Consider the following 14,170-nt stretch of genomic DNA (forward strand, 5'->3'; position numbering starts at 1 on the left):
TAATCAATTAATTAAAATAATAATATTGAATATCTAAAAACAAAAAGTCGGAAGAAAAAATCTTCCGACCATGACTAGCTATTTTGTCAGTCTTTTTTTTATTGTTTTAAAATAAACAAAGTTGATATTCTAACATAAATAAACTTGCGTTAGTAATAATGTAAATTGTGTTAACTTGAATTTCAATCAAAAAAAATAGTATTTTTGTTTAAAATAATATAAAATGTTAAATAGGAGGAGAGGAAATTTATTTTTAGCGTTATTTTTAGCTTTCATAGGGAACTTTGTTTTGGCTCAAAATAAAGGAAGGGTAGAAATTGCTGCAAAACCTAAAGCTGCTTCTTTGAGAGCTGGTGTCTTTATAGATGTAAATGCACCAAGTTACCCGGAATCCGGCTATCCTATAACCCAACTGGTCAAAGATGTTCTTATATCAGGAGGTACCTGTACCAATTCAAGTGTAAGCAATGTAACCGTATCTCCCAATTTACCTGCTACCAATCAGAACCGAAGCTGGGGATATTTCAATAAATCAAACACCAATTTCCCGTTCAGTAAAGGAATTATACTTTCAACCGGATATGCCAACAAAGCAGGAAATACTTTCCAGGGTGCTTTAAGTGATGATCTGGGAACTGGAGGAGATGTAGATTTGGCAAATGCATTGGGAATTGCTAACTCCAACCTGAATAATGCAACATCCATAGAGTTCGACTTTGTGGCAGCTTCTACCGAAATTACGTTTAGATATTTATTTGCTTCAAAAGAATATCAGCAAAATTTCCCATGTACTATTACAGATGGTTTTGCTTTGCTGCTTAAAAAAGCAACTGATCCTACTTATACCAACCTTGCAGTGCTTCCGGCAGGAGCTGGACCTGTAAGTGTTACCAATATTCACCCGCAGTATCAAAATTGCGGACCTAAAAATGAAGCCTATTATGGAGGTACCAATACCGCTCAAATAGAAACCAATTTTAATGGACGTACTATTCCTCTTACAGCAAAAGCAACTGTAATTCCAGGAGAAACATATCACTTTAAAATCGTCCTTGCTGACTATCAGGATCCCAACTTTGATTCTGCTGTATTTTTAGAAGCAGGGTCATTCGATATTGGGGTGAAAATTCTTGATCCGGCGGGAGTACAGCTTCCGGCATCTGTAAATATGTGTGATAATACTCCGCAGACCTTTACAGCTTCGGTTCAGGGAGCGAATATAACTTACCAGTGGTATTTGGGAGCGAATCCTATTCCCGGGGCTACCAATGCAAGTTATACTGCTACACAACCGGGAGTATATACCGTTAAAGTTTTTATTCAGGGAAATTCCTGTCCGGGAGAAGCTACCATTACTGTGGTTGGCGGAACATCTCCTACGGTACAGAATGCTACATTAACGGCTTGTTATGCTGCCGGAAATGCTACATTTAATTTAACATCAGCACAGGCTTCAATAAGTACCACTCCAGGAGCTGTGTTTTCATATTATGCCCTATTGGCAGATGCTAATGCCGGAAATACAAATACAATTCCTACTCCAACAGCTTATCAAAGTGCCGGGGGAACTGTATATGTAAGAGTTGCAAACGGCTTCTGTGCTAAAGTTGCAGAGTTACAGCTGGTAAAAGCGCCACAAATGATACCTACTATTGCTCCTCCGATAGTACTAACCTGTGCTAATTCTCAGACGACACTGGATGCATCCGCCTCAGTTTATCCGGCAGGTGCTACATTCAACTGGACCACTACAGGAGGAAATATTGTTTCAGGAGGTACTACTTTAAACCCTGTAATTAATGTTGCAGGAACCTATACATTAACGATAACAAAAGTTTACCAGCCCGGAAATCTTACCTGTACAGCGGTAGGTACTGTAACCGTAACAGGAAACAGTGCACCGCCAGTGACCGGACTTACAGCGAGTAAAATAAAAATCTGTAAAGGAGATTCTACTACACTTACAGCTTCAGGAGGTGCTACCTACAATTGGGGCAATGGTCTTACCGGAAACGGAAATACACAGGTTGTTTCACCTACTGTTACCACTACTTATACGGTAACAGCTGTAGGAGCTAATGGCTGTGCCTCTCAAAACCCAGCAACCATAACAATTGAAGTATCAGAACCCTTTACAGTACAAAACGCAACATTGCATAAGTGTTATCAGCCAGGATTAGCTTTTAATCTTACAGAAGCACAGCCTCAGATCACAACTGCTGCAGGAGTTACCTTTACGTACTATATCAATCAGGCGGATGCTAATGCTGCCAACGGAAATTTTATTGCAAATCCTACAGCATATACACCACCGGCAAATCAGACAATTTATGTGTTGGTAAGCAACGGAGGTTGTAGTTATGTAGTATCTCTTCAATTAATAAAAACAGCTGAAACTACTCTTACGATTGCTGCACCGCAAACAATTACCTGTACAACTCCTCAGATAACAATTAATGCTTCTGCATCTGTTGTCCCTGCTGGTTCTACTATTGCCTGGACAACAACAGGAGGAACAATTGTATCGGGAGGTAATACCCTTACGCCTGTAGTGAGTGCAGGAGGTACTTATACATTAACAGTTACGAATGTTTCACAACCTGGAAATCTAAGCTGTACTTTCACTTCAACAGTAACGGTACAGGAAGATAAAGTACGGCCAGTGGCTGCTGTTGTTTCATCACAGCCTCGTATTTGTATAGGAGAATCTGTAACATTAACAGCTTCCGGAGGAGTAACCTATAACTGGGGCAATGGTCTTACCGGAAACGGAAATACTCAGGTTGTTTCGCCTACTGTGACTACCACCTATACGGTATTTGCAGTTGGCGCTAACGGTTGTATTTCTGCAACTGCAGCGAGTGTAACAGTTCAGGTAGGTCCACCTATCGCGGGACTTACCGCATCAAAATTAAAAATCTGTGAAGGAGAATCTGTGACATTGACTGCTTCGGGTGGAATTACTTATAATTGGGTAGGGCTTACCGGAAATGGAAATACTCAGGTTGTCACACCTACGGTAACAACTGAATATTCAGTATATGCATTGGGAGGAAACGGATGTAGTTCTGTAAATCCAGCGAAAGTTAAGATTGAAGTGGTTCCGGCAATTGTTTCTACTTTAAAAGATGTGTTTGTATGTGCAGGAGATAAAGGAACACTTGATGCAGGGCCAGGACTAAATTATACCTATTTATGGAGTAACGGAGCAACCACTCAGACGATAACTACTAATATTCCAGGGACGTACTCTGTAACGATTAGTAATGGTACTTGTTCCAAAACGTTTTCTGCCCAGCTTATCAATCCCGATCTGCCGCAGTTTACCAATGTAGTTTACGATAATCATATCCTTACCCTTACGGCAAGCAATCCTACAGGAGGTGTATTAGAATATTCTATAGATGGAGGATTAACTTGGCATTCATCTAATGTATTTACAGGTATTTTAAATAATACAATGTATACTTTGATGGTAAGAGTTGTAGGTGCTAAATGTGGTACTTCTCTGGACTATTTTACCTTCATTATCAGCAACGCCATTACCCCTAATATGGATGGTGTAAATGATACCATAGATTTCACAGGAATCAGCGGGTATAAAGATTTTGCAGCTTCCATCTTCGACAGATACGGAGCTGAAGTATTCAAGGCAAGTAAAGGAAATGTTATATGGACAGGATCTTTAAAAGGGATCAATCTTCCAACAGCGACTTATTGGTATAGAGTACAGTGGGAAAACCCAGCCAGTAAAAAATTGGAACAACGCTCAGGCTGGATTCTTTTAAAAAATAGAAATTAGAAATTCTTGAAATAAAAAATAAACAACAAAATCTTTCAGCAATGAAAGATTTTGTTGTTTTTAAGAATATAAGTTATCGCGTTTTGTGAATTATTTAAAATTGATGACAAATATCCTAAAACAATTGATAATACAATGCTACCACATAATTTATCGTTTGAACGGATAGGGATTGATTAACGAAATTTTACCATAAAAGGGAAATGTTTTGATTTTTTGTTGTAAAAAATATAAATATGTATATGAGATATTTAAAAAAAAATTAAATTTGTTGAAACAAAAATATTATGAGAAGATATCTACCGCTTTGTTTATTTTTTTTAGTCATCTCGACTTTTTTATTTTCACAAAATCTGCCACCGAGGAAACCCGTAAAGGAGACTCCTACAGCAGCCTCTAGAAGAGCAGGTGTTTTTATTGACGTGAATGCTCCGTCATATCCTGAGTCCAGTTATACGATAGAGAAAATGGTAAAAGATGTATTGATCTCATCAGGGACCAATACCTGTCTGACTCCCAATGTATCCAATGTGAAGATTACTCCTAATCATGCTGCAAGTGATGCAGACAGAGCCTGGGGATATTTTCATAAAGCGACAACCAATTTCCCTTTTAAAGATGGACTTATCCTTTCTACCGGATTTGCAAGAAGAGCAGGGAACACGTTTGAAGGTGCCCTTAACGATGTAAACGGAGGTGGATCAGATGCTGACCTTGCACAGGTAATTGGAGTAGTGGAAAGCAGGCTGAATGATGCTGTTCTATTGGAATTTGACTTCGTACCCACAACCAGTCAGATTAAATTTAACTATCTTATCGCATCGGAAGAATATACTGGTTCATTCCCTTGTACCTTTGCAGATGCATTTGCAATCTTATTGAGACCTACTTCAGGAGGGCCTTATGTCAATATGGCTGTACTTCCCGGAGGAGCAGGACCTGTAAGTATTACCAATATTCACCCTGCTATCGGATCCAGTTGTGGTGCCGTAAATGAGCAATATTTTGCTGGATACAACACTGGTAATGTTGAAACCAACTTTAATGGAAGAACAATTCCACTGACTGCTACAGCAACAGTAGTAGCAGGACAGCAGTACCACTTCAAAATGGTAATTGCCGATTACAGTGACCACAGTTATGACTCTGCCGTATTTCTGGAAGGTGGATCTTTCAATATTGGGGTAGACCTTTTAGACCCTGCAGGAACCAAGTTACCTTCTGATATCAACGTTTGTGATAATGTACCTCAGGTAATTACGGCTTCCGTAAATGATCCTAACCTTGTATATCAATGGTATTTTAACGGTGCTCCGGTACCTAACGCTACTACCAATACTATTACGGCTGTACAACCAGGTACTTATACGATCGAAGTAAGTGTTCCCGGTAATCCATGTCCGGGTAAAGCTACCATCCAGATTCATGGAGGAACAACTCCTCAGGCTCAGGATGCAACGTTATTGCTTTGTACCACACCGGATATTACTACTTTTGATTTAAGTACCATTATGCCTACCATCAGCCCGACACCGGGAGCAATTTTTAAATTCTACGAAAATCAGGCAGATGCAGTTGCACAGAATGGCAATTATATTCAAACTCCATTGAACTATAATGGTAATGACGGACAGATTCTTTATGTTCTTGTTTCCAATGGTGCTTTCTGTAGTAAAATAGTCAAACTTACATTGCAGAAAGAAGTAACACCAACAGCTACGGTAAAATCTTCAAGAATAAAAATATGCCCGGGAGAATCTGTAACCCTTACTGCTGACGGGGGGGGCACTTACCTGTGGAGTAACTTCATGGGAACCGGCAATATGCAGACTGTTACTCTATATCAGACAACAACATTTACAGTGTATGCAATTGGTGCAAAAGGATGTAAATCACTTAATCCGGCAACCATAAGAATTGAGGTTACACCGGAAATCACTTCACCATTACAAGATGTTGAAATGTGTGTTGGAGATAAAGTTACTCTTGATGCAGGAGCAGGACAAGGGTTTAAATACCTTTGGAGTACAGGCGCTACAACACAGAAAATTGTAGTAGACCAATGGGGAATCTACTCTGTAGAAATTGATAATGGTATCTGTAAGAAAGTTTTTGAAGCAAAAGTATTGGGGGCAGCCACTCCATTTGTTACAGCCATAAACTATGAAAGTATCAAGAAAACAGTAACGATTACGGCTGAAAACCCGCCTATGAACAATACACCAAGTACTTTAGAATACTCTATTGACAACGGAATCACATGGCAGGCTTCAAACGTATTTGCTAATCTTTTAGATAATACAAACTATACTGTTTTAGTAAGAAGAGTAGGAACGCATTGTGTTGGATCTCTTGAATTCTTTACATTGCAGATCAATAACATTATTACTCCAAATGAAGATGGAATCAATGATGTACTGGATCTTAAAGCTCTTGGAGACTTTAAAAACTTTACAGGTTCTGTATATGACAGATATGGAGTAGAGATGTTCAGATTCTCGAAAGAAAATCCTATCTGGGACGGAACAGTAGGAGGTAAGAGACTTCCAACAACAACATACTGGTATAAGTTTAATTTTGAGTATCCAAAATCAAAAGCTCAAATGAACTGGTCAGGATGGATCATGCTGAAAAACAGAAACTAGAATTGATAATGTAATATAAAAGAAAGCCTTTCAAATTTTATTTTGAAAGGCTTTCTGCTTTTAACGAACAGCTTTGATTATATCGTAAGCCAACAAAAGCTCCTGATTTAGGAGCTTTTGTTGTTATGGTTGTTTATTGATTTTCTTTCCAGAGATTAGCGAAATGGATGAAATCTGATACACTAAGCTCTTCTGCTCTTTTGTCTAAAAATTCATGGCCTTTCAGAGCTTCAGGAATATTTAGGGATTTCAATGCATTAGAAAGTTTTTTTCTTCTTTGATTGAAACCTGTTTTTACGATCTGCTTAAAGAGAACTTCATTACCTGCAAGACCTTCTTTTGGGTTTCTTGTAAGCCTGATCACTCCGGATTTAACTTTTGGAGGAGGATTGAAAACGTTTTCGTGTACCGTAAACATATAGGACACATCATAATAGGCCTGTATCAATACAGAAAGAATACCGTAATCTTTAGTTCTCGGAACGGCTGCTGTTCTTTCTGCTACTTCTTTCTGAAACATTCCTACCATTTCCGGGATCAGTTCATAATGATCTACAATCTTAAAAAGGATTTGTGATGAGATGTTATAAGGGAAATTTCCAATAATGGCAATCTGGTCATTTTTGAGAAAATTGAAGTCCTGCTTCAGGAAATCACCTACAAAAGTATCTTCAGTAACCTTTGTATAATTGTTTTTCAGGTATTCAATAGATTCTGTATCTATTTCTGCAAGGTAAATGTTCTGCTTCTTTTCAAGAAGATATTTGGTAAGAACTCCCATTCCGGGACCTACTTCCATGATATTGTTATAGTTCTCAAAACTAAGACCTTCTACGATTTTTCTTGCGATGTTTTCATCTGTCAGGAAGTGCTGTCCAAGATGTTTTTTTGCTTTTACACTCAAGGTTTTTTATGATTTTATTAACAGTGATTTTCTTTATTTCGTCCCAAATTTCGGAAGATTTTTTCTATTTTAGCCAAAAATTTTAATATTAATGGCTAAATCTGTAGATGAATTTAATAAGAAAAGGCTTCGGTCCAGCAATATTACAGTAGTGATAAGTATTGCCTTAGTGTTATTTTTGTTAGGATTAATGGGGCTTATTTTGATTAATGCCCAGAAATATTCTGACTATATCAAAGAACAGTTGGTGGTGAACGCCTACTTTGATGAAAACTATGATGCTAAAGATTCTGTAAAAATCGCAAAACTGGAGGAAGAAACTTTTAAAAAAGTACAGTTATTAGCTCCTGTAAAAAAAGCAACCTATATTTCAAGGGATATGGCGGCTAAAGAAGCCAAAAAGACTATGGGAATAGACAGTGATGCATTGTTCGAAGAAAATATCTTTCCATCTTCAATTGAAGTTGCTTTAAAACCAGAATTCGTAGATCCGGCAAAAATTGATGAAGCAATTAAAGAGATCAAATCTGTTCCAGGGATTATAGATGTTAAAAATGACAGTACTTTGATGGTGGATGTTTATAATAACCTGAGCAGAATCTTAAAGTGGATCTTAGGATTTTCAATACTATTCCTGGTATTAGCGGTTGTATTGATTAATAACTCTATCCGTCTGAAAATATTCTCGAAGAGATTTATTATTAAAACAATGCAGCTTGTAGGAGCGAAAAGAAGATTTATCCTTAAACCTTTCATTGTAGAAGCTATTATTTTAGGAGCTATTGGTTCCGTAATTGGCCTTCTTGCTTTAGGAGGTGTTTGGTATTATTTCACAAGTCAGATTGGTTCTGCTTTTGTACAGGATAATAATCAGTACTTCTGGTTAATTATCTTAGTATTGGGAGTAGGTATCTTTATTTCTGTTTTAAGTACGATTTTCGCTACATGGAGATTCTTAAAATCAAACGTTGACGATTTATATTACTCTTAACAATGAGCAAAAAAACAAATAAAATTTCTGCTTCAGACTTTGGACATGAAGCTGAAGTACCTCAGGAAAACGCTTTCTATTTCGGACAGCAGAATTTCAAATGGATGCTGATAGGATTGGCATTCATTGTAGTAGGATTTCTACTGATGATGGGTCCGGATGCTAATACGGTAGATGGTAAATTTGATCCAAACTCATGGAATGACGGTATCTTTTCTATCAGAAGAATCAGAATAGCACCTCTGTTTGTTGTTATTGGATTTGTAATAGAAGTGTACGCGATCTTAAAAAGAAAATAAATAAATTTTTATATTTAGAGATTAAGAGATTAGAGAATTGAGAATCATGTATTCTGAATTTTCGGATCTCTTAATCTTTTAATTTTTTAAAGAATATGGATTTAATCAAAGCAATTATTATTGCCATTGTAGAAGGATTAACAGAATATCTTCCCATTTCTTCTACCGCACACATGGGATTTACCGCAAACCTTATGGGGCTGGAAGAAACAGAATTTTTAAAAATGTTTCAGGTATCCATTCAATTTGGAGCTATTTTATCTGTTGTAGTGGCATACTGGAAAAAGTTTTTTGACTTAAACAATATTCAGTTCTATTTTAAACTGGCTTTTGCCGTAGTTCCGGCATTGGTTCTAGGATATTTATTTGACGATAAAATTGAAGCTGTTCTTGGGAACCAGATTGCTATTTCTTCCGTGTTGGTTTTAGGGGGTGTTGTTTTACTGTTTGCTGACAAATGGTTTAAGAATCCTAAGATTGATGATGAAAAGGGAATTACTATAAGAAAAGCAGTTACCATTGGTTTTTGGCAGTGTCTTGCAATGATGCCGGGAACGAGCCGTAGCGCAGCCTCTATCATTGGAGGGATGGCACAGGGGCTTACCAGAAAAGCTGCTGCAGAATTCTCTTTCTTCCTTGCTGTACCTACCATGCTGGCAGTAACAGTGTACTCCGTTTTTGTGAAAACATGGGGAAAAGAAACACCCAATCCGCAGAAAGGATATGAAATGATTATGGCTTCACAGGATCATATCATGATCTTTGTGGTTGGAAATGTTGTGGCATTTATTGTAGCACTTATTGCTATCAAGGCATTCATTGGAGTGCTTAATAAATATGGATTTAAACCTTGGGGCTGGTACCGTATTTTCGTTGGAGTTGCCCTATTGATCTATTTTTATTTCTTTAAATAAGAAATTATTCATTTATACCCATTCATGACTGCTGAAGAACTGAAATCAGGATACATTTTTTTATTAGACAAACCTTTGGATTGGACTTCCTTTCAGGCTGTCAATAAAATGAAATACAAACTTAAGAGGGAGTTTGATCTTCCTAAAAAATTTAAAATAGGACATGCCGGGACTTTAGATCCAAGAGCTACAGGGCTTCTTATCGTCTGCTGCGGAAAATTCACAAAAAAAATTCCTGAAATTCAGGATGCTCCCAAAGAATATTGGACAGAAATTAAGATTGGTGTGCAAACAGAATCTTATGATACTGAAAAACCTGAAATCCTTCAACAGGACATTTCTCATATCACTGAAGAACAAGTAAACGAAATTCTGGAAAAGTTTGTAGGAGAAATTGAACAGAAGCCACCAGTTTATTCAGCCATTAAAATTGATGGTGAAAGAGCTTACAACCTTGCCAGAGCAGGTGAAGAAGTCGAAATGAAGGCAAGAAAAACAACGATTCATTACATTAAAGATATTAAAATCGATTTTCCTTTGATAAGCTTTATGGTAGGCTGTTCAAAAGGAACTTATATCAGAAGCCTGGCTCATGATATCGGGCAGGAATTGGGAGTTGGAGCTTACCTGACCCAATTAAGACGTACAAAAATCGGAGACTATGCTATTGAAGATGCTACAGATCAGTTCTTGAATAACGAGTACAGATTTGAAGGTCTATAAAATAAAATTATCCCGATTTTAGCAATAAAAATTATCCCGGTTACAGAAAAGACTAATGGAAAAAACGCGTATTAATAAATATTTGTCAGAAGTAGGATACTGTTCAAGAAGGGCAGCAGATAAACTTTTGGAAGAAGGCAGAATCAAAATAAATGGGAAAGTTCCTGAACTAGGAACGAAAGTTTCAGATGAAGATCTGGTAGAAGTAGATGGAAAACCAATCAGAGAACCGCAGGAAAAACCATTGTATATCGCTTTTAATAAGCCGGTAGGAATCGTATGCACTACGGACACCAAACGCGAAAAAAACAATATTGTAGATTATATCAACCACCCGAAAAGGATTTTTCCTATCGGAAGACTGGATAAACCCAGTGAAGGTCTTATTCTCTTAACGAATGACGGAGATATTGTCAATAAAATTCTGAGAGCCCGAAACAATCACGAGAAAGAATATATCGTTCGTGTAGATAAACCTATCACCCCTAGATTTTTGGAAAAAATGAGAAACGGTGTTCCTATTCTGGATACTGTGACTAAAAAATGTGAAGTGGAGAAAATTGATGAAATGAATTTCAGAATTGTTCTTACACAGGGACTCAACAGACAGATCCGAAGAATGTGCGAATATCTTGGATATGAAGTGAAAAAACTGAAAAGAATCCGCATCATGAATATCAAACTTGATCTTCCAATCGGAAAGTGGAGAGATCTTACGGAAGATGAAATGAATACTTTGAATACTTTGCTTTCAGATTCCAGCAAAACAATAGACTAAAACATAGCATAATACCTTATATTTTCCTATTATTTTTCCAGAATTAATGCTGGAAACTGAACTCAATAAAGGTTATCGAATGATTTTTCACATATTCGTGTAATATATTTTATATTTCACAGAAATGTGTTATATTTATTATACTAATAGTTATAAACTGAAAATCATGAAATTAATACTTAGTTCAGTTGTTTTATTTGTTATTTTGGTAATGTTTATTAGTTGTCAAAATGATAATCACAACCCGAATCATCCACATGACTCTTCTTTTTACATTGATTACAGAAGTTTAAAAGGATTGCCAGACGGAATTGCCGTTATAGAACTTGATCCAGAAGCTCCCAATTTTGGAAATATCAGCAGTAAACTTGAATTGGGTATTGGTGTATTACCCCATCATATTTACTACAATCAAAATGCAAAAAAAATGTTTACCACTGCTTTGGGAGGAAGCTATCTCTACGAAGTAAAAACGGGAGAGGATCAAAACGGGCAACCTCAATTAATAAGTGCAACTCCTATCAATACTGGTGAGAATACCGTAGGAGAAAATATTTTTTTTACTAATGACGGAAGATATTTTATGACCTTTATGGGTGGGGCAGGAGGTCCAAAAGATGGAAGTATAGGTGTTTTTAATGCTAATAATCAGCTTATCAAAACCATTAAAGCACCCATTCAAACTAATCCTAATCAATTCATAATGTATCCGCATGGTATTTCAGTGAATGAAGAAAAAGGATTGATGATGGTAACTTCTACCATTCACCCAGATCTGACTACCGGAATGGGCAATACCTGTACTTTATTAGATCTGAATACTTACGAAATAAAGGAAACTTATCAGGTTGCAGACTCGCCTACGGACTTGTCCGCACCAGTTGAGGTTTTATTACTGCGCGGAAAATTCCCACAATATGCACTTGCTACAACAATGTTGGGTGGGGATATCTGGATGGCTCCCTATAATTCCACCACCAAAAAATATGATTCTTTTACTAAAATCTTTGATGGAAGCACACAAGGACTAGGCTGGACGCTCGAAATGTATATTGATGATTCGTACAAACTTTATGTGAGTTTTGCAGATCCTGGAAAAGTTTTGGTATTTGATTTAAATAATCTTCCACAGCTAAAACTTTTAAAGACTTTTGATGCGGATAAAGGAGCTCATCATATGGCTTTCTTTAAAACCAAATCTGGAAAAGACGTTGTGGCAGTACAAAATAATTTATTGGATATTCCTAACTTAAATTCTGGAACCATTAGTATAATTGATATCAATACAGGAAAGAAATTAGGTACAGTAGATTTACGAAATAAATATGGAATACTTCCAGAATCCATTGAAGGAACCAACGGGCCAAGCAATTATATGCATCACTAAAATATAGAACACCATTTCAGATAGAAAACTATTCCATTTTTGGAATAGTTTTTTGTTGGAGATCAATTGATTCCTAAATATCTTAGGTGGAGCATGTTTGTTTTGGAATCCAAATGTATTTTGGACTTGTATTATTTTACATATAGCCTCATTCTTTCTTCATACTCAACTTTCAGTTTTAAAAGTTTCCATATTTTTTTATCATCAGGATTACTAATTCTGTAGAATATGATTTTGTCTGCTGAATATTTGAAATAGGGATGATTCTTAAGCCAGTCTTCAGGAGCGTCTACCAAAGAATATTTTGGAACATCTGAAGTATTCAACGGTGCTATTGAAATTAGTTTTTGAACAAGATTCTGATCAATATTGTAAGTACTTAAAATCTGCTGCTTGTTCATAAAACCTCCCAGTTTCTTTCTGAAACCAATGATTGAACCTGCACTTCTTTCATCCAGACCGAATTCTATAAGCTGTTTGAATGTAATTGTATTGAGATCTGTTTTCGAAAAATCAGTTTTTTCCTGCTGTTTCTCCTGAAGCTTAATATAAGGTTTCATTTCCTGGAATTTCTCTGATGAGATCACAAAGCATTTTTGTAGATCTTCTATACTTTTAAAACTTCCCCGCAAATTTCTATCCCGGTAATTGACGATGGTGATACTCTGTTTTTCAGAAAAACCAAGAGCTTTCCATCCCTCTAAATCCAGTAGATTAGGATCAAAAGTATGATATTGAACTTTGGTTTTAACCGTACTATTTTTTGCGAAATTTCTGAAATTTTCAGGAGCCTTTTCTGGTAACAATAAGTAAGACTGAAGTTTATTGTAGTTTTCCGGTGAAATAATGAAACATTCTTTGAACTTTTCCTTGCTGATAAAACTTCCGCCAAGATAATTTTTATATTTTATTATAGCTTCGGCTTGTCGTTCACTAAAACCCATTTTGAGCCAATCATTGGCAGAAAACTGATCAGGATTGAATTTTCGCGCAATTGTAAGTTCTTTTTTACCGATTTTATTATACTCCTTAGATTTTCCTACTTCTACTATTTCAGGAAGCAATATAAATGATGCCAGCTCGTTGAATTTCTTTTCTGAAATTGCGTAGCATTTTTTCAATTGCTCCTTTGATGTAAATTTTCCACCCAATATATCTTTGTACTTGAGAATAGTAGCAGTCTGTTTCTCTGAAAAGCCTAGTTTCTGCCATTGCTCTTTATTCAATATATTAGGATCAAAATCTGATACATTAGTAAATGTAGAAGTGCTTGAAATGAATTTTACATCAGGGAAAGGTTCTTTTTCCCGACTGGTGTACTTCTGATAGGCAAATAAAATGGTCAGTAATGTGATCATAAATGCCAATTTCCGGTAATAGTTTTTTCTCATCATGCTGTAAACCTATTAATAAAAGAAAAGCATTACAATAGTAGATAATGAAATGATTAAAGATTATTTTAAAATTATCAGTTATGATTTAAAAGTTAATATAAAAACTCTCTTTCGTGTGATGTAATTTCTTAATTGAGTATAAATATTCTGATTTTGTTTTAATGCGACAGGTTTTGTCATTGTACTACGATAATTTTGCATTAGAATAAAATGAATTTAATATAAAATAAGGAAGATTTGATTATTAATAGTATGGTTTAAAGCATACCACATTAATTCAATTTTCACGTCTTAAAAAGTGTTAAATTTGCGCGGTTTTTAAAACTAATTATT

The 14,170-nt window shown here is 36.1% G+C and carries 10 protein-coding genes; 8 read left to right on the top strand and 2 right to left on the bottom strand.

Annotation, left to right across the window (positions count from 1 at the left end):
* Nucleotides 1-223 precede the first annotated feature (223 nt).
* Together CQ046_RS22870 and CQ046_RS22875 are read left to right on the top strand one after the other, a co-directional pair.
* Nucleotides 224-3,802, top strand: coding sequence for a choice-of-anchor L domain-containing protein (locus CQ046_RS22870; protein ID WP_105704477.1), 3,579 nt, complete (start codon nt 224-226; stop codon nt 3,800-3,802).
* A 287-nt stretch (nt 3,803-4,089) separates the two neighbouring features.
* On the top strand, nt 4,090-6,447 hold the full coding sequence (locus CQ046_RS22875) for a choice-of-anchor L domain-containing protein (RefSeq protein ID WP_105704478.1): 2,358 nt from the start codon (nt 4,090-4,092) through the stop codon (nt 6,445-6,447).
* A 133-nt stretch (nt 6,448-6,580) separates the two neighbouring features.
* Here the strand turns inward: CQ046_RS22875 and rsmA are convergent, their stop codons facing one another.
* Nucleotides 6,581-7,351 carry a 16S rRNA (adenine(1518)-N(6)/adenine(1519)-N(6))-dimethyltransferase RsmA gene (gene rsmA / locus CQ046_RS22880; RefSeq protein WP_105704479.1) on the bottom strand — a complete coding sequence of 257 codons (771 nt, stop codon included), beginning with the start codon at nt 7,349-7,351 and terminating at the stop codon, nt 6,581-6,583.
* A gap of 91 nt (nt 7,352-7,442) precedes the next feature.
* Here rsmA and CQ046_RS22885 point away from each other — a divergent pair, with 91 nt between their 5' ends.
* The 6 genes from CQ046_RS22885 (at nt 7,443) to CQ046_RS22910 (ending at nt 12,443) form a co-directional block, all read left to right on the top strand.
* Nucleotides 7,443-8,342 carry a cell division protein FtsX gene (locus CQ046_RS22885; RefSeq protein WP_105704480.1) on the top strand — a complete coding sequence of 300 codons (900 nt, stop codon included), beginning with the start codon at nt 7,443-7,445 and terminating at the stop codon, nt 8,340-8,342.
* Nucleotides 8,343-8,344: 2 nt separating this feature from the next.
* Complete coding sequence (locus CQ046_RS22890) at nt 8,345-8,641, top strand: DUF3098 domain-containing protein (RefSeq protein ID WP_185126234.1); 297 nt, start codon at nt 8,345-8,347, stop codon at nt 8,639-8,641.
* Between the two features lie 95 nt (nt 8,642-8,736).
* Nucleotides 8,737-9,555: an undecaprenyl-diphosphate phosphatase gene (locus CQ046_RS22895; RefSeq protein WP_105704481.1), complete on the top strand. Its 819-nt coding sequence runs from the start codon at nt 8,737-8,739 to the stop codon at nt 9,553-9,555.
* Nucleotides 9,556-9,579: 24 nt separating this feature from the next.
* The gene (gene truB / locus CQ046_RS22900; protein ID WP_105704482.1) at nt 9,580-10,278 is read left to right on the top strand and encodes a tRNA pseudouridine(55) synthase TruB; all 699 of its coding nucleotides are present in this window, start codon (nt 9,580-9,582) and stop codon (nt 10,276-10,278) included.
* Nucleotides 10,279-10,333: 55 nt separating this feature from the next.
* Complete coding sequence (gene rluF, locus CQ046_RS22905; protein WP_105704483.1) at nt 10,334-11,056, top strand: 23S rRNA pseudouridine(2604) synthase RluF; 723 nt, start codon at nt 10,334-10,336, stop codon at nt 11,054-11,056.
* 166 nt (nt 11,057-11,222) lie between these two features.
* A complete protein-coding gene (locus CQ046_RS22910) occupies nt 11,223-12,443 on the top strand; it encodes a YncE family protein (RefSeq protein WP_123906676.1) in 1,221 nt (406 codons plus the stop codon).
* 131 nt (nt 12,444-12,574) lie between these two features.
* Here CQ046_RS22910 and CQ046_RS22915 read toward each other — a convergent pair whose 3' ends face one another.
* Nucleotides 12,575-13,801, bottom strand: coding sequence for a helix-hairpin-helix domain-containing protein (locus tag CQ046_RS22915; protein WP_228407031.1), 1,227 nt, complete (start codon nt 13,799-13,801; stop codon nt 12,575-12,577).
* Between the last annotated feature and the right edge of the window lie 369 nt (nt 13,802-14,170).

The sequence above is a fragment of the Chryseobacterium sp. MYb7 genome, assembly GCF_002979455.1.
GTDB lineage: Bacteria > Bacteroidota > Bacteroidia > Flavobacteriales > Weeksellaceae > Chryseobacterium.

Excerpts from the sequence above, each read along its gene's own strand:
- CQ046_RS22910 (WP_123906676.1), top strand. The coding sequence starts at position 11,223 with ATGAAATTAATACTTAGTTCAGTTGTTTTATTTGTTATTTTGGTAATG.
- truB (WP_105704482.1), top strand. The coding sequence starts at position 9,580 with ATGACTGCTGAAGAACTGAAATCAGGATACATTTTTTTATTAGACAAA.
- CQ046_RS22895 (WP_105704481.1), top strand. The coding sequence starts at position 8,737 with ATGGATTTAATCAAAGCAATTATTATTGCCATTGTAGAAGGATTAACA.
- CQ046_RS22875 (WP_105704478.1), top strand. The coding sequence starts at position 4,090 with ATGAGAAGATATCTACCGCTTTGTTTATTTTTTTTAGTCATCTCGACT.
- rluF (WP_105704483.1), top strand. The coding sequence starts at position 10,334 with ATGGAAAAAACGCGTATTAATAAATATTTGTCAGAAGTAGGATACTGT.
- CQ046_RS22885 (WP_105704480.1), top strand. The coding sequence starts at position 7,443 with ATGGCTAAATCTGTAGATGAATTTAATAAGAAAAGGCTTCGGTCCAGC.
- CQ046_RS22870 (WP_105704477.1), top strand. The coding sequence starts at position 224 with ATGTTAAATAGGAGGAGAGGAAATTTATTTTTAGCGTTATTTTTAGCT.
- CQ046_RS22915 (WP_228407031.1), bottom strand. The coding sequence starts at position 13,801 with ATGATCACATTACTGACCATTTTATTTGCCTATCAGAAGTACACCAGT.
- CQ046_RS22890 (WP_185126234.1), top strand. The coding sequence starts at position 8,345 with ATGAGCAAAAAAACAAATAAAATTTCTGCTTCAGACTTTGGACATGAA.